This window comes from Tenacibaculum tangerinum, from assembly GCF_029853675.1.
Taxonomy (GTDB): Bacteria; Bacteroidota; Bacteroidia; order Flavobacteriales; family Flavobacteriaceae; genus Polaribacter; species Polaribacter tangerinum_A.
This window is the reverse complement of record NZ_CP122539.1, coordinates 2,740,376-2,762,087: the sequence shown is the minus strand read 5'-3', so window position 1 is coordinate 2,762,087 and position 21,712 is coordinate 2,740,376. Positions and strand designations below refer to the sequence as shown.

Below are 21,712 nucleotides of genomic sequence, written 5' to 3'. Positions count from 1 at the left end.
GTATAAAAACGATTGCAAGCAGTAGAACGAATTACACATAACGATAGTTGGATTGCCATAGTTATTATCGTAGCTATTGTACTGCTGGCTATGATGAAATTACTTAAACCTACCAAACTATATGGGTATGCAATTGCATTTGTTACTCCTGGTTTTTTTCATAAAAGAATAGAAGAAGGAGCTTCGTTTTTTTCTCCCTTTAGATTACTTTTATTCACTTATTCGATCATTGTCATCTCGTTATTTTTATTCTTAATTTTACCTTTAGAAATACATTCTCAGCGCTTTTTCGCCTTCTTACTATTGCTTTTATTCGTTACCTTATACCTATCTGCACGTTTTTTAATTGATCATATATTGGCGAATATATTAGGATTGTCTTCTATTATAAATTATTTCTTGTACACAAAATCAGGGTACATGTATGTACTCTGTATCTGGTTACTGCCTTTTGTAATACTATATCAATACACTTTTCATAATAAAGTTTTTTTACTTGTATCGTTCGTTATACTACTTATTTTTAGAGCACTCTTAATTTTGAACAACAATAAAAAGCTTGTAATTAGTAAGTTGTTTTATTTTATTTTGTACTTTTGCACCCTTGAAATAGCACCGCTATTAATTCTTTATAAATCAACAACTACGTAATAAAGAGAAAGTTTATGAAAGTTAAAACTATTTTAGTCTCTCAACCAGAACCAAAGACAGAAACTTCGCCTTATTTTGATTTGGCAGAAAAGCAAAAGGTTAAAGTTGACTTTCGCTCATTTATTCATGTCGAGGGAGTCCCCGTTAAAGAAGTAAGAGCCCAAAAAATAGACTTAAATAATTACTCAGCAATTATACTTACTAGTAGAAATGCTGTCGATCATTTTTTTAGAATCGCCGAAGAAATGCGCTTTACTGTTCCTGATGACATGAAATATTTTTGTCAGTCTGAAGCGGTAGCCTATTACTTGCAGAAATACGTTGTGTACCGTAAACGTAAAATTTATGTGGGTAACAGAACATTTCCTGAGTTAACAAAATTAATTAAAAAGCATAAAGATGAGAAGTTTTTACTTCCTTCTTCTGACAAATTAAAGCCTCAAATTCCTGAAGAATTAGACAAATTAAAAGTAGACTGGAAACGAGCAGATTTATACCGTACCGTCGTAAGTGATTTATCTGATTTAGAGAATGTTTTTTACGATGTTTTAGTATTTTTCAGTCCATCAGGAATTGATAGTTTATTTCAAAACTTTCCTGACTTTAAACAAAATGATACTCGAATCGCTGTATTTGGAAGCACCACCATTAAAGCTGTTGAAGACCGTGGATTGCGTGTAGATATTGCTGCACCAACGCCTGAAACACCTTCAATGACCATGGCTTTAGAAAAATATATTAAAGAGGTTAATAAGAAATAAGTACATCAACTTCCTGCATAAAATTAAAAGACTGTCTTTCTTAAGGCAGTCTTTTGTTTTTAACAAATCCTTGTAACTTAAGTAACATGATTACTTCATTTATTTCATTAATTTTACCGTTCGACAATGGAAAAATATATAGACATTATAAAAAGCTCGTACGCTGATTACTGGAACTACGTTAAGCAGTCTGTGTTAATGGAGTTAAACTGGGAAAATTATTTTTATGGTTTAATTATCATTTCTTTGGTTGTTTGGGCGTTAGAAATAGTGTTTCCATGGCGAAAAAATCAGCCGATTTTTCGCAAAGATTTTTGGTTAGATGCTTTTTATATGTTTTTCAACTTCTTCTTGTTAAACCTTATCGTGCTCATCGCTTTATCAAACACAGCCGAGCAATTGTTTAATGACATATTAGGAGTGGTGGGGCTATCGGTTGGCGATTTGGAATTGTTCGATATCAATACTTTTCCGTATTGGGTAAGAATTCTTGTTTTCTTTGTTATTATTGATTTTGTGCAGTGGTTTACCCATACGTTGCTTCATCGATATGAGTTTTTATGGAACTTTCATAAAGTACACCATTCTGTAAAACAAATGGGATTTGCAGCACACCTTCGTTACCATTGGATGGAACCCGTAGTATACAACTCTATGAAATATATTCCACTGGCTATTATGGGCGGATTCACAGCACAAGACGTGGCAATCGTTCATTTTTTTAACATTACCATCGGGCACTTAAATCATGCCAATATTAATTGGGACTACGGCTGGTTAAAATATATTTTGAACAATCCAAGAATGCATATTTGGCACCACGCGAAAGAACTTCCTGCTGATAAAAAAACAGGGGTAAACTTTGGTATTACCCTAAGCATTTGGGACTACATCTTTAAAACCGACTACATTCCGTATAACGGACGCGATATTGAGTTGGGTTTTAACGGAGATGAAAAGTTTCCGAAAGACTTTATGCATCAAGAACTATATCCTATAGGAAAAAAATAATCTTTTAAGTATTTTTTAACCTATTACTTCCTGCTTTCAACAAGCTGTTTTATTACCAATTTGTATCTTTAGCTTTTTAAAAATATTCAAATGAAGTATCTAAAAATTATATTCTTATTTATTGCCGTTCAGGTTACTGCACAACAAGGTGGTATGTGGATTCCTTCTCTTTTAGAAGGAATGAACGAGCAAGAAATGACTTCTTTAGGAAGTAAATTAACAGCCAAAGACATTTACGATGTAAACAACTCTAGTTTAAAAGATGCTATTGGGCATTTTAACGGAGGATGTACCAGTGAAGTGATTTCTACTGAAGGATTACTATTAACCAATCATCACTGCGGCTTCGGACAAATTCAATCACACTCTTCGCTAGAAAATGATTATTTAAAAGATGGTTTTTGGGCAATGAACAAAAGTGAAGAATTGCCAAATGAAGATTTGTATGTCGAGTTTATCGTTCGTATTGACGATGTAACGACCAAAGCACTGAATGGAATTACCGACACCATGACCGAACGTGAAAAGCAATCGGCTATTGATAAAAACATCAATGAACTTAACAAAAACGTAGCAAAAGAAACTTGGCAAGATGTTAAAGTAAAACCTTTTTATAAAGGAAACCAGTATTTCTTATTCGTTACCGAAAAATTTGAAGACATTCGCTTAGTTGGTGCACCACCTAGCAGTATCGGGAAGTTTGGTAGTGATACCGATAACTGGGTTTTTCCACGTCATACAGGAGATTTTTCGTTATTCAGAATTTATGCCGATAAAAACAACCGTCCTGCCAAATATAGCAAAGACAACGTTCCTTATACGCCAAAACACTTTTTACCCGTTTCTTTAGACGGAATTGAAGAAGGCGATTTTACCATGGTTTTTGGTTTTCCAGGTCGTACAAATGAGTATTTACCAGCCGTTGCCATTCAACATATTACACAAGAGTTTAACCCTAGTAATATCGCTATTCGTGAAGCGGCATTGAAAGAAATTGATGCGCAAATGAAAGCAAGCGATGCCGTTCGTATTAAATACGCATCAAAACAAGCACGTATTGCAAATGCTTGGAAAAAGTGGATAGGTGAAAATTTAGGAATTAAAAAAAGCAATGCCATTGCAGAACGTCGAGCTTTTGAAGTTGCTTTTAAAAAGGCATTGAAAGAAAAAGACTTAGAAAAAAACTACGGAAATATTCTCCCTGAGTTCGAACAATTATATGCCGATTTTGCAGATATCAATATTAAAAGAAGAAACTTTATTGAGGTTTTCTCAGTAACTAACGAGTTGATGCAAATGACTTTTAGAGCGTATCAATTAGAACAAGTTGCGTTAAATAAACCTGAAAAGCTTGAGGAAGTTAGAACTGCTTTGGTGAATAGATTGAAAGGAATTCACAAAAACTTTGATGCAACTGTAGACAAAGGGGTATTTAACAATGTAATGCCTTTATACAACCCTACTAAAGTAGATGCTTCAATTTACAACAAAACAAGTTTTACTGATATAGATAAGGCGATACAACTATTAGAAGGAGATGCTACAAAGGTGGTAGAAAACCTAAATAAAGATGCAGCTTACCAGTATGCAAAACCTATGATTGAGGAGTTTTATACTAAAATAGACCCTGAGTTTCAGTATAAAAATCAGGCAATTGCAGCTTTGCAAAAAACATATATGAAAGCATTAATGGAAGCATTGCCAAATGCACGATATTTCCCAGATGCTAACAGCACATTGCGTGTAACTTATGGTCAAGTTCGTGGATATTCTCCTAGAGATGCTGTATACTACAATCCTGTAAGTTATTTAGACGGTGTTATTGAAAAATATGTTCCTGGCGACTATGAATTTGATGTTCCGCAAAAGCTACTTGATTTATACGATGCTAAAGATTTTGGACAATATACAGACACGAACGGAAAAGTACCTGTATGTTTCTTAGGCACCAACCACACCACAGGAGGTAACTCTGGAAGCCCTGCCATTGACGCACACGGAAACTTAATTGGATTGAATTTCGACCGTGTATGGGAAGGTACCATGAGCGATATGAATTACGATCCAGAAATTTGTAGAAATATTATGGTCGATGTTCGTTATGTATTATTTATTGTTGATAAGTATGCAGGAGCAAAGCACTTAATTGATGAAATGAAATTAGTACACCCTAAGAAAAAATAAACTTATTTCTACATAAAAACACACAAAAAGCGAGATTGATAGTTTACATCTCGCTTTTTCTTTGTTGTTATACGATTAACGAATAATTTTTTTAGCAAACCGTCGGTTCGAGTGATTTTTAAGAATGGTAATGATTTAAAAACTGTACTTCGACTAGGCTCAGCAGAGCTATCGAGAATCATACTATCACTTCTCGATACAAAATTATTTTCATTTCATTCAACTCATTTTACTCGAAGATACAATAGACCTAAATGCGAAATAAAAAAACATAAATCGTATTAAAAATATTGTCCGATGCCAAATACAAAACCTTTCGAGGCATTCTTCGTAAGTCCATGCCCATAATCAATTCTAAAAATAGCGTTGAATATTTTTTTGTGAATCAAACGCACCCCAATACCAGAATATATTCTCAAGTTATCACTATCTATAAAATCACTTAACTCTCCTCCCGGTAGTCTCCATGTTCCTGCATCTGTAAATACATTTCCTTGTATAACAAACCAATTTCTTTCGTATAAAGTGTAACGATACTCGGTATTTAGTACAATACTTCCTGTTCCTCGATCGACCAAAATACCCACTCCTCGTAAATTCACATTATTATCTAAAGCAAATGGCGCAAATGGCGTATCGTCGTTAGATGATAAACCAACGCGCAATCTATTTGCCCAATTGCCTCTTTTACCAAATCTTTTAAAGTAAAAAAAATCGTTCCAAAAAATTAAAAAATCATCCTGATACTCATTTCCAGAAGTAACATACTGCCCGTAAAACTCGCTTTTAAATCCGTTGATGTATTGATAATGATAATCTAAATCATCAAATGTATATATTAACTTCAATAGCTTTTTGTTAATATCTAGTTCTGTAGGAATTTCTGTGGAAGTATTACCACTTAAATAGTTATATTTTTCTTTAAAAAAATTAATTCCAAACTGTACTCGGTTTTTAAAATTATGTTCGTACAAACCTAAAACTTCGTACGAAATATTTTGGTATTTATAATTGGCAGACTCATTACCAAAATACAGTGGCTCTTCACTTGTCCAGTTTTGATGATTCAATGCCAGTCCCCATTTTGCTGAAAATAAAGTAGGAGCTCTAAAATTAATACCATAAGAATCAAATCCGTTGTACTGATAAAATCCTCCTAGAATCATATTCCTCCCCAAAAAATTAAACTCCCCCGCTCCTATTCTGTAAGCAATGTTTTGACGAACCGTTTTGTGAAAATTAACTTCAGGAATTAAGGTGAAATTTTCTTCTACAGTGATTGTAATCTTACATTTTTTATCGAAACAAGATGTTTGAAAATACGCATTAGAAATTGCTGGCAAGCGTTTTAAACGAGTCATATCTTCGTGTAAAACAATCGAGTCAAATGGTTGATTTTCTTTTGAATTTAGTATTTTTTTTAAAACATGCGTTTTTGTTTTTTTAGCTCCTAGAAAGGCAATGCTCTCTATTCTTTTTTCTTGTGAGTACGTGTTTAGAACACCAAGAAACATTACAAGAATTAGTGTTTTCAACAAAGAAAAACATCTACTTTTAAAGCTCTTATTAGTTGCTTTCATATCTCTTTTTTATAGTCAATTCGCCAGGTTTATTTTGAGGCGTAAATCGATTGTTAGTAGGCCCTCCTACTTCTTTATGATTGTAAAACCATTTCCATACAAACCCACCTGCAAACCAATCTTCATTCCAAAATTGATTATACAAGGCCTGTAAAGCTTTTTGTTGATTTTCTAAATTAACATTGCCTTCAATTCTACTTGAAGTCCAAGGCTCTTTTCCTACAAAATTAATACTCCTATACCCATATTCGGTAAATAAAACAGGCTTACTGAACTTATTTTGAAGTTCAACAATTGTATTTTTGTGTGCTTGCCATCCTCTTTCTAGTTCTTCTATACTTGGTGATTTTTGATCGCTTAGCGGAAAGTAAGCATCAATACCAATAAAGTCTAACTCTTGCCAAAAATCTACTCGCTTAAATTCATCCCAATTTGCTGCGTAGGTTAGTTTCCCAGAATATACGTTTCTAATTTTTTTTATGAGTTTTTTCCAATACTCTGGTCTGTTTTTTATAAACTCTTCCAACTCTGTACCCACACAAAAAACTGTTGCGTTAATTTCTTCTGCTACTTTGGCAAAAACAAGAATAAAATCTTCATACGATTGTTCTAATTCTCTCCATTTCGCCTCAGAATCCATTTTTATAGTGCCTGTATATTGCCCTCTCCAAACCCAAATTTGTGGTTTCAACATAATCTTTATGTTACTTTTTTGAAACTCTTTTGCGTACTGTTTCACGCCTGCTTCTGTTTCTCCAAACCATTGATTTTTGGAATTGTAAATTACTTTTGGTGATGTTAAACTTTTAATAAAAGCAAAAGGCATCAACGCAACATAGTTTGCTGATACCTTTTTTACATGATGAAGATGTTGACTTGTTACCTCTTTTGAAGAAGCAACAAAGCTAATACCATTTATCTTTTTTGATTGGCTCGTACAAGAGCTACCCAAAAAAACACAGCTTACTAAAAGGAGAATTCGTATTTTCATGACTCCTCTAATTTACTGTTTTTAAAATAATGCTCTTACTCCTATATTAAAGCTTTGCCCTAATCCGTTGTTTGTTCCTCTAACAAAATTACTATACAATACTTCTAAGTTTAACACCTGCGTTATTTGATATTTTCCGCCTAAACCCAAAGCTGTATAATCTTGTGTAAAATCTCCAAATCGTTGTGCATGTTGCGTAAATGCTAATACGGTAGACTTCTCATTTGGAAAATAACTAAAGAAAACTCCTGGAACTACTAAAAAAGTATTGTTTGCAAAACTATCATCATTGGCAAAATTGTATTCTGTATTTAACTCTGTAAACAACTGCCATTTTCCACTAGAAAACGTATAATCGTAAAAGAATCGATTTTGAAAAGTCCATGCTGTTTGATCTAAAAACACTCCGTTTTCAGTTTCATTACTCAACAAAGGAATATGAACTGCTGATTGAACTGAAAAGTTTCCAACATTTTTTAAAGGTTGAAATTTAATCGCTGGTGCTATGGAGGTAATTCCTTTTCTTTCTGAATTCGGGTCGTCTTTTAAACTAAATACTGATAACGCCTGACGACCTCCATTAGTGTTAGAGCGATATTCTATAATTGCCCCTATATTAACACGGTTGTTTTCAGAAATTCCAGTAAAAACTTCTAAAGTTGAAGTAAAGTAATTTTCTCTTGGTTTTGAATTGGTACCACCATCGGCGTCTGCGAATTTTGTTTCTGTATACAGGTTATTAAACCATTTAATATCCCATTGCCCATTATTTAAAAGCTTAGATGGTGTGTACGTTTGAATATTTGACTTTTCTACTGTATCATCTTGAGCATTTAAAAATTGCACTGCAAAAAGAAATAAAACCGAAAAGCTAAGAAATTGTCGTTTCATAAAGTTAATTTTAATATGAGTCATAGGTCGCTAAAAAAAAACGTCACTTACAAAAGCTTTTTATTTAAAACTATTCTAAATTAAAACCTTCTATTAAGTTCTTAACTTTAACAACGACCTAAACTGCAAATCAACATTTATGGAGCACGTTGTAATTATTGGTAACGGTATTTCTGGAGTTACCGCCGCTAGGCATATCAGAAAATTATCTGATAAAAAAATTACTATTATTTCTTCTGAAACTGAAGAATTTTTTTCAAGAACTGCCTTGATGTATGTGTACATGGGACACCTAAAATTTGAACATACGAAACCTTATGAGTCTTGGTTTTGGAAAAAAAACAATCTTACTCTTAAAAAGGGTTTTGTTTCGAAGGTACATTCCTCAAGTAAAGAAGTAGAATTCGATACCGGCGAGAAATTGTCGTACGACAGCTTAATTATAGCCACAGGTTCTAAACCGAATAAATTTGGTTGGCCAGGACAAGACTTAAACGGTGTAATGGGTATGTACCATAAACAAGATTTAGAGGCTCTTGAAAAATATGCTCCTAACAACGAGGTATGCAAAAGAGCTGTAATTGTAGGAGGCGGTTTAATAGGTATCGAACTTGCCGAAATGCTTCATAGCAGAAATATTCCTGTTACTTTTTTGGTTCGTGAAAATAGTTTTTGGAACAATGTGTTGCCTGCAGAAGAATCTGCGATGATAAATCGTGAAATAATAGAAAACCATATCGATTTACGTTTGGGTGTAAACCTGCAAGGAATTACAGGGGACGAAAAGGGGCAAGTTACCTCTGTAATTATAAGAGAAACAGGCGAAGAAATACCATGTGATGTTGTTGGGCTAACCGCAGGTGTTTCTCCGAATATTGACTTTTTAAAAGATTCGGAAATTGAACTTGGTAAGGGAGTAAAAGTAAACCGCTTTTTAGAAACCAATATTCAAGACATTTATGCGATTGGCGATTGTGCTGAACAGCATGAAGCCATCGGCTTGCGCCGTCCTATCGAAGCCGTTTGGTATACAGGCAGAATGATGGGCGAAACCGTAGCTCAAACTATTTGCGGTAACCGAATTGAGTACAAACCAGGACATTGGTTTAACTCTGCAAAGTTTATCAATATCGAATACCAAACCTACGGTTGGGTATGGTCAGAACCCAAAGAAAATGAGGCTCATTTTTATTGGGAACACGAAAGTGGTAAAAAATGCATTCGAATTAACTACGATAAAAACACACAAGAATTCCTTGGTATAAACACCTTCGGAATACGCATGCGCCACGAATTTTTTGACAAGGTTTTGAATGAAAAGCAATCTGTAACTGCTGTTTTAGAGCATTTAGCAGATGCCAACTTCGACCCTGAGTTTTATAAACTTCATGAGTCAGAAATTGTAGCAAAATTCAACAAGGAAAACAACACCAATATTCAATTAAAAAAGAAAAGCTGGGAACGAATTTTCAGCAGAGTTTAGAATGAAAATAATAAAACAAACAGGATTACTTCTATTCTTAATAGGATTACTTATTTTTTCAGGAGTAATTTTTACAGGTTCTTTTAATTTAAGTCAATCAGAATTAGACGCTTTTATTACTGAAAAAGGATATAAAAGTGACGTTATAAAAGAAAAGCTTAGCAAAGCTATTGTTACCGATGAAAGCTTGAATATTTTTGAGTTTTCGAGTCGCGTTAGAAATGCCTACGAAGCATCTAACGAACATTACAATGCTTTAATTGCTAAATACGATGCTGAAAAAAACTGGGATAAAAAAGGAGCACAATACCAATATTTAATTTATGGTAAACCGCATACCCTAAGTTATGAGCTAGCCAAAAAATCAGGCAATGGTTTTGTAAAAAACAACCCCGGTTTGCTGTGGTTCCTCACTTTCGGGCTAGGTATTTTCGGAGCATTGTTATTCATACTGCCTAATTTTGTTTTGTTAGGCCCTGAAGGAATCAAGAACAATGGTATTTATTTTGAAGCCAGTACCAACCGAGGCTGGATAGCTTGGTTAGTTTTAATTTACTTAGTTGTTTTTTACTTATTGCTTTATTTTTTTCCTGATTATGTAGTAAACTGGACGTTTATACTCGATCCTATTAGCGAGTTTTTAAACGGAGGCAAAGCAAGTCAGTGGTTTGTATACGGTTTTTTATACTGTGTAATTATGCTCGTAATGGGTGTGAGAATGTATATCAAATACAGGCACAATAAATACCAAGTTATTAGAACTACTTCTGTTTTATTCTTTCAAATTGTATTTGCCTTTCTTATTCCTGAAATCATGGTAAGTTTAAACATGCCGGGCTACGATTTTAAAAATGCGTTTCCGTTAGATTACGACTTCTTTTTTGAATGGAATTTAGATAATTTGAGAAACAGTGGTGCCATTGGTTTGTTTATTTTAGTTTGGGGTATTGTACTTACCTTAGTCATTGTGCCTGTAATGGTATATTTCTTCGGAAAAAGATGGTACTGCTCTTGGGTGTGTGGTTGTGGTGGTTTAGCTGAAACTTTAGGCGATCCATACCGCCAGCATTCTAACAAAAGTCTAAACGCATGGAAATTAGAACGTTGGTTAATACATAGTGTGTTAGTATTTTCGTTAGTAATGACTATAGTAACGCTATACTGTTACTTTACAGGAGCACAGTCTTTTCTTGGAATTAACTCTCAATGGATAAAAGATACCTATAGCTTTTTAATAGGCGCTTGGTTTGCAGGAGTTATTGGCACGGGATTTTATCCAATCTTCGGCAACCGTGTTTGGTGTCGTTTTGGTTGCCCATTGGCTGCTTATTTAGGAATTGTGCAACGTTTCAAATCACGATTTAGAATTACAACCAATGGCGGTCAATGTATTTCTTGTGGAAATTGTTCTACCTATTGCGAGCAAGGTATTGATGTACGTGCATACGCACAAAAAGGAGAAAATATTGTGCGTGCCAGTTGTGTTGGCTGCGGAATTTGCTCGGCGGTATGTCCGCGTGGAGTATTAAAATTAGAAAACGGTCCAGAAAAAGGACGTATCAATCCAACAGAAATTTTACTAGGCAACGATGTAGATTTAATGAAACTCGTAAATGAAAAATAATATTTTCTTTTTATGCTTTTTTATTAGTTCTTCTTTAGTCGGCCAAAAAACATATCATAAATCATTTTATGAAAATGGAACAATAAAAGAAGAAGGCTGGCTTGAAAAGAACCAAAAAACCAACTATTGGATATTTTACTATAAAAATGGGACCGTAAAAAAAGAAGGACATTATAAAAACAATCTTCCTGTAAAATATTGGCATTTTTATCGCAAGAATTCTTCCAAAGAAAAAGAAGGACATTTTATGAACGGCGTTAAAAACAAATGGTGGATTTTTTACAATGCTGAAGGAACTATGAATCAGAAGTGTCAAATCAAAAACAATCAAAAAAACGGCTACTGCCTTTTATACGATAAGGAAAAATTAATAAAAGCCATGAAATTTAAAAAAGGAGTAAAACTAAAAGAATGGAATAATTTGTCTTCTTTTGCAGCAGAAAACAACCTCAACGACCTTAAATAAGTAATGAACCCTATTATAAAAGTCATCATTCCTGCCTATAACGAACAAGATTCTATTGCACTTGTTGTAAATGATATTCCATCTATAGTACATGAGGTAATCGTAGTAAGTAACAATTCTACAGACAATACCGAAGTAAATGCCAAAAATGCAGGGGCTACCGTACTTACTGAAAACAGAAAAGGATATGGCTATGCTTGCTTAAAAGGAATGGAGTATATTGCTTCGACTGCGCTCAGCAATCATGAAAAAACAGACATCGTTGTTTTTTTAGATGGAGATTATTCCGATTATCCTGAGCAACTCACCGAGCTTATCGCTCCGATTATAAATAATGATATCGATTTTGTAATTGGAGCTCGTGTAAAACGACTACGTGAACAAGGTTCGATGACCCCTCAACAAATTTTTGGCAATTGGCTGGCAACTACGTTAATGAAGTTATTTTTTGGAGCTAGGTTTACCGATCTTGGTCCTTTTAGAGCCATAAAATACAATAAGCTTCTTGCTTTGAATATGGAAGATAAAACCTACGGATGGACAGTAGAAATGCAGCTAAAAGCTTTGAAACAAAAATTAACATATACCGAAATTCCTATGAAATACAGAAATAGAATTGGTGTTTCAAAAGTTTCAGGAACCGTAAAAGGTAGTATATTAGCGGGCATTAAAATTTTAGGTTGGATTTTTAAATACAGTTTTAAATAATGGTCTTAGAATATATAATAATTACACTATACACCCTATCGTTAGTGCTTATATTACTATATGCCATAGCACAATTAAACTTGTTAATTAATTATTTAAAAGCTCAGAAAAAAAGGAAAACACCCCTTTACTAGATGTCTCTGACCTTACAAAAGTTCCGTATGTAACCATACAGTTGCCTGTGTATAATGAACTGTATGTAATGGAACGTTTATTAAACAACATTGCTACATTAAAGTATCCGCGTGAAAAACTTGAAATTCAAGTGTTAGATGACTCTACGGACGAGTCTGTAGAAAGTACCGCTGCACAAATTAAAGAGCTTCAAAAAACAGGATTAGATATTCAACATATTCGACGTGAAAACCGTCAAGGATTTAAAGCCGGTGCCTTAAAAGAAGGACTTACAACAGCTAAAGGGGAATTTATTGCGATTTTCGATGCCGATTTTCTCCCTAAAGAAAACTGGTTACTAGAAACGGTTCCTTATTTTGAAAATCCCGAAATAGGCGTGGTTCAAACTCGTTGGGGGCATATTAACAGAGATTACTCTACGTTAACAAAAATTCAAGCTTTTGCATTAGACGCTCATTTTACCCTAGAGCAAGTAGGAAGAAATAGCAAAGGACATTTCATCAATTTTAATGGTACCGCAGGTATTTGGCGTAAAGAATGTATTTACGATGCTGGTAATTGGGAAGGCGATACCTTAACTGAAGATTTAGATTTAAGTTACCGTGCTCAACTAAAAAACTGGAAGTTTAAGTATCTTGAAAATGTAGTTACGCCTGCTGAATTACCCGTAGTGATTAGTGCTGCGCGTTCGCAACAATTTCGATGGAATAAAGGCGGGGCAGAGAATTTTCAAAAAATGCTGAAGAGAATTATTACAAGTCCGAACATTCCTTTTAAAACAAAGCTTCACGGTACGCTCCATTTACTCAATAGTTCTATGTTTACTTGTATCTTTTTAGTTGCTGTGTTGAGTATTCCTATGCTGTACATTAAAAATGAATATGCGCATTTGAAAATTTATTTTTTGGTGATGAGCTTTTTCGTGGTAAGCACCCTTATTTTCTTTATTTGCTATTGGTTTATGTATAAAAAAACCTATGGAGGGGGCTTTTGGAACTTTATTAAATATATTGGTGCTTTTTTTGCGTTTTTCTCTATTGCCATGGGCTTTTCTTTACACAATACAATTGCCGTTTTAGAGGGGCACATCGGTAAAAAAAGTGAGTTTGTAAGAACCCCTAAGTTCAACATTAAATCGTTAAAAGACAGTTGGAAGAATAATAAGTACATTCGCAAAAAGCCTTCATTACATGTTATTATTGAGGGGTTATTGGCACTCTATTTTGCTTTTGGTATGTATAGTGCGTTTACTGTTGGAGATCAGGGGGGTGATTTTGGATTGTTCCCTTTTCACCTAATGTTATTTGTCGGTTTTAGCTATGTATTTTTTAAATCGGTTTTCTCGAAAGCTTAAATGTCTTTTCTAAAAAAATACCACTCAATTATACTAACATTGGTTAGTGTGGTATTGTATTTTTTGTTTGCTTACACTACCCAACGCACCGAATTTAACCAATTGCTTTTTTTATGGATTGGGTTATTTGCCTGTTATGTAGGTCTTTTAAAAAACAAACAATCGTCGTTTGCATACTTAGCAGGAATTGCGGTTTTATTTCGATTGATTTTCTTTTTTGCGCTCCCCAATTTATCTCAAGACTTTTATCGGTTTATTTGGGATGGACGCATGATTTTAGAAGGATTAAACCCCTATTTATCGCTACCCGAAACATTTATAGAGCAACACGACTATCCGATACCACAAGCGAAAGACTTGTATGCAGGAATGGGCACCCTAAATGGAAGTCATTACACCAATTACCCTCCAATGAATCAACTCTGTTTTTTTATCGCTGCAGTGTTCGCTAAAAACAGTATTATAGGAAGTGTTGTTGTAATGCGCACTATAATTATCTTAGCTGATATTGGTATTTTATACTTCGGAAAAAAACTCTTAAAGAGATTACAATTACCTGTTAAAAATATCTTTATCTACATTTTAAATCCGTTCGTAATTATTGAGCTTACAGGAAACCTACATTTTGAGTCAGTAATGTTGTTCTTTTTAGTTTTTGCCTTGTATAAGCTACACCAACAGCAATGGTTTTTGGCGGGTGTGCTATTGGCTTGTTCGGTTTCTGTAAAACTAATTCCGTTGCTCTTTTTACCGTTATTTTTTCAGTGGTTTGTAAAAAATGATGCTTCCGTTTTTAAAGGATTTCAAAAATTAGCCTTTTTTTATATAACTATAATTGCTACCGTTGTGTTACTTTTTCTTCCTTTTTACGCTCCAGAATTGATAGTAAACTACACCAATTCCGTTGGTTTATGGTTTCGAAATTTTGAATTTAATGCCAGTTTTTACTACGTTGCTAGAGAAATTGGTTACTTATTTAGAGGGTATAACGAAATAGCTATCATTGGTAAAATAATTCCTATCCTTACTAGTTGTTTTTTACTAATTCTTACTTTTTTCAGAAAAAACAAGTCTTTAAAGCAGTTACTTGTAAGTATGCTTTTTGCTTTGTCGTTCTACTATTTCTTAACAACAACTATGCATCCATGGTATATTGCAACCCTACTAATCTTATCGGTATTTACTCGATACCGCTATGCAGTTTTGTGGAGTTTCGTAGTCATACTAAGCTATCAAGCCTATGCGAACGCTCCTTGGAAAGAACATCTTTGGTTAGTTGCTTTAGAGTATATTGTTGTATACAGCTACTTTACTTGGGAGGTTTTTATAAAAAACAAAACCCACTCAAAAAATTGAGTGGGAAAAATTGCTATGAAAAAGAAAAAGAAAGTGGTTTTTAAACCACAATTCAAATATACACAACATTTTTATTTTACCAAACATTTTTGAAAAAAAATTTACATTTTTTAAACTTTATGTTAAAGTTTTCTTAACAAACTGCTTTTGAAGCACATTAAATCTGAACTTGATAGCGTATCGTATAGCCAAAGCTTTTAATTTTCAACCTTTAATAGTTTTATACTAAACAAATTGACAAAGAGTACTATTTTTTTACAAAAGGTTATCCTGCTTTTAATCATACGTTGTATTTTAGTAAAATAATAGTACAATTTAGATATGCTAAATTGATATAAGATAAAATTAAATAGTGACCCCTAAAAAGATTCCTGTTTTTTATGTTGATTTAGCTTTAATTTCCCCAATTAGTTTTAAAATCCTTATGAAAAATTTCATTCCCCTTTTATTTTTTTTCACTTTTCAACTCATTAATGCTCAAACCTTAGAAACTATTTATGCTAAACCGAACAGCAATGGCTGTTTAGACTATGCAGAAGATGCTGAAGGAAATAGAATTCCCGATTTTAGTCATGCAGGATACAAAGGTGGCGGTTTTCCTATACCAAAAGTACCCGTTGTTAAAACAATCTCTCCTATTTCGGGAGACAATACTGCCCATATTCAGGATGCTATAGATACTGTTGGAAAACTACCTTTAGATGAAAATGGTTTTAGAGGAGTTTTGCTATTAAACCCAGGAGAGTACGAGGTAAGTGGTCAACTATTTGTAGATAAATCTGGAGTCGTGTTAAGAGGCTCTGGAGATGGAAGAGATACGGATAATCCAACCATCATTATTGGTAAAGGCAATACTCCCCAACAAAGAGATCTAATTGTTTTAGGGGGTACTAACGCAGCAAACTGGGGCGAGCAAGTTCCTAATACACAACAAAACATTACAACAGATTTTGTACAAGTGGGTAGTAATACTTTTGAGGTGGCAGATGCTAGCACCTACGCTGTAGGTGATAATATTATTATTTTTCACCCAAGCACACAAGCTTGGTTAGATGCTATTGATAACGGAGGTGCTACAGACCCTGAACATGCTTGGCAAGTAAACCAACACAATATTATTTATAATCGACATATTGTTGCCATAGCTGGAAATACAATTACGATTGATGCCCCAGTATTTAATCATCTAGACAGGTCGTTATCTAAATCGTACATTTATAAATATGATAGGTCGAATTTGGCAACAAATATTGGGATAGAAAATCTTCGTGTGGATATAGAATCAAACGGAGGAACCGATGAAGCACATGCTAAAACAGCCGTACTTTTACAAGGCATAGAAGATGCTTGGGCTCGAAATATTACCGCAACAGGTTTTATGTTTTCTGGCGTAAGAACAACAAAAGCTACCCGAGTTACGGTAGTAAATTGTCGAGCTACAGACCCTGTTTCTATAGTGGATGGTGGTCGCCGTTACAATTTTTCAGCTGGTAAAACCTCCAACAATATTTTGTTTGACAGTTGTTACGGCAATAACGGCAGGCATACTTTTGCCGTAAGTACATCAACAGCATCTGGTATTGTATTTTTAAGATGTATTTCCGAAAACCCTCTTTCCTCTAGTGAACCACATAGACAGTGGTCTAGCGGAATTCTATATGATAATTTTAGAGATTTTGGCAAACTACCAAATAGTGGCAATGTGTTGGGCTTATACAACAGAGGAAATGCAGGTTCAAATCATGGCTGGTCTGCTGTAAATTCTGTATTGTGGAATGTAGATGTCTCTAGACCTGGAACAGATGGTAAAATTATACTAAACAAACCACCTATCGGACAAAATTGGGCAATTGGCACAAAAGGTATTTTCTCTTTAGGCTATGCCCCTGAAACTGTAACTTTTGGCTATATTGAGCATACAAACAAATTAGGTAAATTAATGCCTGAATCTCTTTATGAAACTCAATTAATATGCAGATCTAACAACGTTATTAGCGATTATACGGTTACTGAAACCCAAGTAGCCCCTAGTGAAACCTTAACGTTTACAGAAAAAGCACAAGGAACTATAACTTCATATTCGTGGGATTTTGGAAAAGATGCCACACCTGCTACTGCTACGGGTTCTGGTCCTCATGCAGTAAGTTATAGCACTGTTGGAAACAAAACAGTTAGCCTTATCGTGAGTAATGATACCCATAGTAGCGAAGAAGAGAAAATAGGGTATATCAAAGTAACTGACAATACCTTATTTGCTATAGATGATAAAACTACGTTAACTAAAAACTCAGAAGTTATTACTACTATTCTTCAAAATGATTTTTATCCAAACGCTACAGACAATTATGCGCTATCTTTTAATGGCGTCGATACTAAAGTAAGTAGAGGACAGACCAAAAAACAGTTGCTTGTAGACGCGTATCCTTTTACCATGACAGCATGGTATAAAACTATCAGTACTACTTATCAATTTATTATGTACAACGGGTTACCTGGCTCTAACTTTATAGGTAATAGTATTAGCATGAATAATGGTAAGATTACCTTGGAGGCATACGATTACATCGATAGTGCCATCAAAAGAGAAATCAATCACAACACGGCTACGAATGACGGAAAGTGGCATCATGTAGCGGTTGTTCATGAAAGTCCTACTTCTAGATTGTTGTATGTAGATGGGATTCTTGTGGGTAGCGATACAGAAAATTTGAATAATTTAGATGCTGGATTGTTCCGATTTAGCATTGGTGTTAGAGACGATAAAAGTCCTAATGGTTGGTTTCATGGAGAAATTGATGAGGTGAGAGTTTTTGCTGATATTCTATCTGAAAGTGAAATTAATGATATCATGATAGGACGCACTTCTTGTGAAAAAGAAGGGGTACTTTACTACGACTTTAATAACGTCGCTGCAACTAATGTGGTGGCAGACCAATACAATTTTTTTGACGCTATCGAAACAGGTACAAAAAGTGTTGCCAATAGCTTATCCATAGGAACTCTCGAAGCTACTATAATATCAGGTCCAAGTAATGGCATGGCTACCGTGACAAGTGATTTGGGAATACATTACAAACCAGACATCGACTTCTTAGGAACTGATGAAATAACCTATGAGCTACGTTATGGAGCATGTGAAGTGTCTCAAGCTAAAATTTTCTATACGGTTAACACTAATGAAAGTGGTATAAACGTATATCCTAACCCCACTCAAAATGGAATATTCCATGTTTATATGAACCCTTCTTTTGGAAAAGATGTAGCGGTTACAATACACAATCTTTTAGGGCGACAAGTTAGCTATACTAGCCTTAAAGAAAAAGACGATAATACAGTTGAAGTAAACGCTGCAAATCTAGCATCAGGAATTTATATTGTAACCATAAAATCTAACGATAAAAAATATATTAAAAAGGTTTTTATTGATTAATCGTGCTTTACAACCCATAAAAAAGCTCGGTGCAGTTTACACATTTTATGGGATAGTGTCTCTGAAAAGGCACTTTCATAAAATAGAAATCCCTTGTTTTTACAGGGGATTTGTTGTACCTTATCTTCAAAACAAACCCCGAAAATCACCTAAAAAGGCAAAAAACGGGGTTTTCACATTACTTAATTATGAAAATACGAAGAATTTCTGAAATGCAACACCGTATTTCAATTTTTTCCCCTAAGCGAGAATTATGATGCTCATTATGCACGTTTTTTGGAGGGAGATTTAGGCAAAATCCATGCTGCTATTCCTTGGGATGATTTGGTAAATACTTTTGGTATCCATGAACAATCAACAGGGCGAAACTATCTTTTTAGTCCTAAAGGGAGGCTTGGTTTAATGTTTTTGAAGCATTACGCTAATTGTTCAGATAAGAAATTAATAGAGCAATTAAATTCCAATCTTGATTATCAATTTTTTTGTGATGTTGAACTAGGATTTGAACGTTTGACCAATAAAATAGTAAGTCAAATACGTTGTGAATTATCAGAGAAATTAGAGATTAGTTCAGTTGAGAAAGTTCTTTTTTCTTTTTGGAAAGGTCAAATAGAGAGCGCCAATCAAATAGTTATGGATGCAACTTGTTATGAGAGTGAACTATCTTATCCTAGCATTAAAAAATTACTTTGGTAGTCTGTGCATTGGCTTTATAAACAACTACAAAAAACCTGCTCAGTGTTAGGAGTTAAAATGATTCGAAGTAAGTATTTGAAATGGAAGAAACGTTATCAGGGGTTTAGTAAAATGCGAAGAAAAACCAAATCAAAACGAATCTCATTAACTAGAGCATTATTAAAATTACTATTGAAGTTTATCAATTTTGAAAAAGAACTACAAATCCATTCTAAACTAGAGTTTACCCCACAATATTATAAGAGAATAGCTACAATTCAAAAGATTTACGAGCAACAAAAACATCACTTTGATACAGGAGAGAAAATAAAGGATAGAATTGTGAGTATTCATAAGGATTATATTCGTCCTATTGTCAGGGGGAAAGAAGTAAAACCTGTTGAATTTGGAGCAAAAGTGAACAAAGTTCAAATAGACGGGATTAGTTTTATAGAACACATCAATTTTAATGCTTTTCACGAGGGAAATCGTTTTATACAAACGGTTCAAAAAGTGCAAGGATTAACTCGAAAGAAAGTAAAAATAGCTGGAGCAGATAAAATTTATGCCACCAATAAAAACAGAAAATACTGTAGTTCTAAAGCTATACAAACAGACTTTATTCCTAAGGGGAAAAAATCTAAAAACCACAAAGAAAAACAGAAATTTAGAGCTATTATTTCCAAAGAAAGAGCTACAAGATTAGAAGGGTCTTTTGGTAAGGATAAAGAACATTATCATTTAAAAAAGATAAAGGCTAAAACTAAAAAAAATGAGATTCTTTGGATTTTCTTTGGAATACACACAGGGAACGCACTTGAAATTGGTCGTAGAAAAGCGAGAGAAATAGACAAAAAAACAGCCTAATTTTAAAGCCCAAAAATAAGGTTAATGGGTGAGGTATGTCTTGTCGGGTCTTTTTATGAAATTTTACCTTGAAGAAACTCAAAAAAGTCACTAAAATCAAAAATCGAGATTAAAATTGTAAAATTCGAATCCCGATTTTTCTTAAATCTCAGAAAACAATCTGTTTTCTGAAAGTGCCTGAAAAGTAAAACAACCTCTTTTTTATTGCGAATTTTTTAATAAAATATTTTTTCTAATAAAGTTTATTGTTAAATAGCCATTAATTCATCTGATTCTTTAGAAAGTTTCATTAAAAAGTCTTTTCAGACAGACTCCTACTTTTTTATTTTCTGAAAAGTCTTTGAAAAAAACTTTTAGTTTTGGTCTTGGTTTCTTTGAATTCTTCTTTGGCTTCTTCAGCACAATCTGCTATGTGTTCACTGGCTTCTCCAACTACTTCTGACGCTTTTTCGGTAAATTTGCTCATTGCTTCACTGGCTTCATCTACTAATTCACTGGCTTTCTTTTTTGCTTTTTGAACGTCTTCATCAGAAATTTTTTCTTGAATTTTTTCTTTGGCTTCTTCTACCATGTCAACAAAATGTTCTCCTGCTTCACCAGCCAATTCACTTGCTTTTTCTGTTACATTATCCATAAGCTCCTTGGCTTTATCAAAGCCTTCTTGCAAGTTGTCTTTTTTATTCTTTTTGTCTGACATCATCTAAAAATTATTTAAAACCAACCTCTTTCATTTAGTTGGTATGTTTGAATGAATTCTTCATCTGATTTGGTTAAATAGATAATTCCTTCAATTAAACCTATTAGTCCTGTTAAAGCTCCACCAATACCGCAGGTTAACACTGTAATTACTAACATTATAATGCCTTCTTTAGTATATCCTAACACAAATTTATGAACCCCTATTGAACCTAATAAAATTCCTAAAACACCTGCAATTATTCTTTTACTTTCTTGGTAAACTACTGGTTTTCCATTTTCATCAATTACTTCCATTTTTCTACTTATTAATTTATTATACAATGCTAAATTTATAAAAAAGCTTTTATCTGTGAATGCTGTTTACGTTATTTTATTTTAATACGAGATTCGTATATAGAAATCCATTCATCTACAGTGATTTTTGCGCACAATTCAGCAATTAATTCATAGGGTATAGCATCCGTTTTTTTTAAGCGAATGCAACTTTTACCCATATCGGGTTTTCTTGTTGATTGTTTCGAGTATTCTGCCACAAACCAATCGTGTAGTTCTTTTTTGGCATATATTCCGCTATGATATAGGTTGACGGAGTTTTTTTGTGAAGCCAAATTCATAAAAGGTAATGGTAATTTTGGATTACAGTGATAGCCATTAGGGTATTTTGAGTGTGGAACATAGTAGCATATCATACTACAATTGATTCCTTCTTCAAAGCCTTTGGGTAAATTTTCAAGAATAACTGCTCGTAATTTTTCAACTACCCGTTGTCTTTCATCAGGTAGTAAACTAATGTATTGCGCTACAGTGGTTGCTTCGTATTTCATGTAACATCACTTTGAAGCTACA

18 protein-coding genes and 1 pseudogene are annotated in these 21,712 nt (G+C 33.9%); 13 read left to right on the top strand and 6 right to left on the bottom strand.

Features of this window, described 5'->3' with window-relative positions:
- Positions 1-12: 12 nt before the first annotated feature.
- The 4 genes from P8625_RS16415 (at position 13) to P8625_RS12320 (ending at position 4,607) form a co-directional block, all read left to right on the top strand.
- Entirely contained in the window at positions 13-651 is a 639-nt protein-coding gene (locus P8625_RS16415) for a DUF4271 domain-containing protein (RefSeq protein WP_407704740.1), read from the top strand.
- Positions 652-665: 14 nt separating this feature from the next.
- Complete coding sequence (locus P8625_RS12330; RefSeq protein ID WP_279650750.1) at positions 666-1,412, top strand: uroporphyrinogen-III synthase; 747 nt, start codon at positions 666-668, stop codon at positions 1,410-1,412.
- A 126-nt stretch (positions 1,413-1,538) separates the two neighbouring features.
- The gene (locus tag P8625_RS12325; RefSeq protein ID WP_279650749.1) at positions 1,539-2,423 is read left to right on the top strand and encodes a sterol desaturase family protein; all 885 of its coding nucleotides are present in this window, start codon (positions 1,539-1,541) and stop codon (positions 2,421-2,423) included.
- A gap of 90 nt (positions 2,424-2,513) precedes the next feature.
- Entirely contained in the window at positions 2,514-4,607 is a 2,094-nt protein-coding gene (locus P8625_RS12320; RefSeq protein ID WP_279650748.1) for a S46 family peptidase, read from the top strand.
- A gap of 281 nt (positions 4,608-4,888) precedes the next feature.
- Here P8625_RS12320 and P8625_RS12315 read toward each other — a convergent pair whose 3' ends face one another.
- Genes P8625_RS12315 through P8625_RS12305 form a run of 3 tightly spaced genes read right to left on the bottom strand, consistent with a single transcriptional unit; the run spans position 4,889 to position 8,069 of the window.
- Positions 4,889-6,121, bottom strand: a complete 1,233-nt coding sequence (locus P8625_RS12315) for a POTRA domain-containing protein (RefSeq protein ID WP_279650747.1) — start codon at positions 6,119-6,121, stop codon at positions 4,889-4,891.
- Between the two features lie 52 nt (positions 6,122-6,173).
- The gene (locus tag P8625_RS12310) at positions 6,174-7,178 is read right to left on the bottom strand and encodes a glycoside hydrolase family 113 (RefSeq protein ID WP_279650746.1); all 1,005 of its coding nucleotides are present in this window, start codon (positions 7,176-7,178) and stop codon (positions 6,174-6,176) included.
- A 21-nt stretch (positions 7,179-7,199) separates the two neighbouring features.
- Positions 7,200-8,069, bottom strand: coding sequence for a transporter family protein (locus tag P8625_RS12305; protein ID WP_279650745.1), 870 nt, complete (start codon positions 8,067-8,069; stop codon positions 7,200-7,202).
- 139 nt (positions 8,070-8,208) lie between these two features.
- On the opposite strand from P8625_RS12305, the gene P8625_RS12300 reads away from it, so the two are divergent.
- From P8625_RS12300 to P8625_RS12260, 9 genes and pseudogenes are all read left to right on the top strand, one after another.
- Positions 8,209-9,552 (top strand): NAD(P)/FAD-dependent oxidoreductase, encoded by a 1,344-nt coding sequence (locus P8625_RS12300; RefSeq protein ID WP_279650744.1) that lies wholly within the window; start codon positions 8,209-8,211, stop codon positions 9,550-9,552.
- A 1-nt stretch (position 9,553) separates the two neighbouring features.
- Positions 9,554-11,176 (top strand): 4Fe-4S binding protein, encoded by a 1,623-nt coding sequence (locus P8625_RS12295; protein ID WP_279650743.1) that lies wholly within the window; start codon positions 9,554-9,556, stop codon positions 11,174-11,176.
- A complete protein-coding gene (locus tag P8625_RS12290; protein WP_279650742.1) occupies positions 11,166-11,642 on the top strand; it encodes a toxin-antitoxin system YwqK family antitoxin in 477 nt (158 codons plus the stop codon). The genes P8625_RS12295 and P8625_RS12290 overlap by 11 nt, the downstream gene beginning before the upstream one ends.
- Before the next feature lie 3 nt (positions 11,643-11,645).
- Positions 11,646-12,350 carry a glycosyltransferase family 2 protein gene (locus P8625_RS12285; protein ID WP_279650741.1) on the top strand — a complete coding sequence of 235 codons (705 nt, stop codon included), beginning with the start codon at positions 11,646-11,648 and terminating at the stop codon, positions 12,348-12,350.
- A pseudogene (locus tag P8625_RS12280) lies at positions 12,350-13,839 on the top strand (cellulose synthase family protein). Before P8625_RS12285 ends, P8625_RS12280 begins: the two are co-directional and overlap by 1 nt.
- Positions 13,840-15,195: a mannosyltransferase gene (locus tag P8625_RS12275; RefSeq protein ID WP_279650740.1), complete on the top strand. Its 1,356-nt coding sequence runs from the start codon at positions 13,840-13,842 to the stop codon at positions 15,193-15,195. It begins immediately after the preceding pseudogene.
- A 424-nt stretch (positions 15,196-15,619) separates the two neighbouring features.
- Positions 15,620-18,625 carry a LamG-like jellyroll fold domain-containing protein gene (locus tag P8625_RS12270; protein ID WP_279650739.1) on the top strand — a complete coding sequence of 1,002 codons (3,006 nt, stop codon included), beginning with the start codon at positions 15,620-15,622 and terminating at the stop codon, positions 18,623-18,625.
- A gap of 276 nt (positions 18,626-18,901) precedes the next feature.
- Positions 18,902-19,321, top strand: coding sequence for a transposase (locus P8625_RS12265; RefSeq protein WP_279650738.1), 420 nt, complete (start codon positions 18,902-18,904; stop codon positions 19,319-19,321).
- A gap of 42 nt (positions 19,322-19,363) precedes the next feature.
- Positions 19,364-20,167, top strand: a complete 804-nt coding sequence (locus P8625_RS12260) for a transposase (RefSeq protein WP_279650737.1) — start codon at positions 19,364-19,366, stop codon at positions 20,165-20,167.
- Between the two features lie 322 nt (positions 20,168-20,489).
- Here the strand turns inward: P8625_RS12260 and P8625_RS12255 are convergent, their stop codons facing one another.
- The 3 genes from P8625_RS12255 to P8625_RS12245 form a co-directional block, all read right to left on the bottom strand.
- Entirely contained in the window at positions 20,490-20,867 is a 378-nt protein-coding gene (locus P8625_RS12255) for a hypothetical protein (RefSeq protein ID WP_279650736.1), read from the bottom strand.
- Positions 20,868-20,878: 11 nt separating this feature from the next.
- Entirely contained in the window at positions 20,879-21,160 is a 282-nt protein-coding gene (locus P8625_RS12250) for a TM2 domain-containing protein (RefSeq protein ID WP_279650735.1), read from the bottom strand.
- Between the two features lie 71 nt (positions 21,161-21,231).
- The gene (locus tag P8625_RS12245; protein ID WP_279650734.1) at positions 21,232-21,690 is read right to left on the bottom strand and encodes a DUF1801 domain-containing protein; all 459 of its coding nucleotides are present in this window, start codon (positions 21,688-21,690) and stop codon (positions 21,232-21,234) included.
- Positions 21,691-21,712 lie beyond the last annotated feature (22 nt).

Excerpts from the sequence above, each read along its gene's own strand:
- P8625_RS12330 (WP_279650750.1), top strand. The coding sequence starts at position 666 with ATGAAAGTTAAAACTATTTTAGTCTCTCAACCAGAACCAAAGACAGAA.
- P8625_RS12325 (WP_279650749.1), top strand. The coding sequence starts at position 1,539 with ATGGAAAAATATATAGACATTATAAAAAGCTCGTACGCTGATTACTGG.
- P8625_RS12320 (WP_279650748.1), top strand. The coding sequence starts at position 2,514 with ATGAAGTATCTAAAAATTATATTCTTATTTATTGCCGTTCAGGTTACT.
- P8625_RS12315 (WP_279650747.1), bottom strand. The coding sequence starts at position 6,121 with ATGTTTCTTGGTGTTCTAAACACGTACTCACAAGAAAAAAGAATAGAG.
- P8625_RS12310 (WP_279650746.1), bottom strand. The coding sequence starts at position 7,178 with ATGAAAATACGAATTCTCCTTTTAGTAAGCTGTGTTTTTTTGGGTAGC.
- P8625_RS12305 (WP_279650745.1), bottom strand. The coding sequence starts at position 8,069 with ATGAAACGACAATTTCTTAGCTTTTCGGTTTTATTTCTTTTTGCAGTG.
- P8625_RS12300 (WP_279650744.1), top strand. The coding sequence starts at position 8,209 with ATGGAGCACGTTGTAATTATTGGTAACGGTATTTCTGGAGTTACCGCC.
- P8625_RS12295 (WP_279650743.1), top strand. The coding sequence starts at position 9,554 with ATGAAAATAATAAAACAAACAGGATTACTTCTATTCTTAATAGGATTA.
- P8625_RS12290 (WP_279650742.1), top strand. The coding sequence starts at position 11,166 with ATGAAAAATAATATTTTCTTTTTATGCTTTTTTATTAGTTCTTCTTTA.
- P8625_RS12285 (WP_279650741.1), top strand. The coding sequence starts at position 11,646 with ATGAACCCTATTATAAAAGTCATCATTCCTGCCTATAACGAACAAGAT.
- P8625_RS12275 (WP_279650740.1), top strand. The coding sequence starts at position 13,840 with ATGTCTTTTCTAAAAAAATACCACTCAATTATACTAACATTGGTTAGT.
- P8625_RS12270 (WP_279650739.1), top strand. The coding sequence starts at position 15,620 with ATGAAAAATTTCATTCCCCTTTTATTTTTTTTCACTTTTCAACTCATT.
- P8625_RS12255 (WP_279650736.1), bottom strand. The coding sequence starts at position 20,867 with ATGATGTCAGACAAAAAGAATAAAAAAGACAACTTGCAAGAAGGCTTT.
- P8625_RS12250 (WP_279650735.1), bottom strand. The coding sequence starts at position 21,160 with ATGGAAGTAATTGATGAAAATGGAAAACCAGTAGTTTACCAAGAAAGT.
- P8625_RS12245 (WP_279650734.1), bottom strand. The coding sequence starts at position 21,690 with ATGAAATACGAAGCAACCACTGTAGCGCAATACATTAGTTTACTACCT.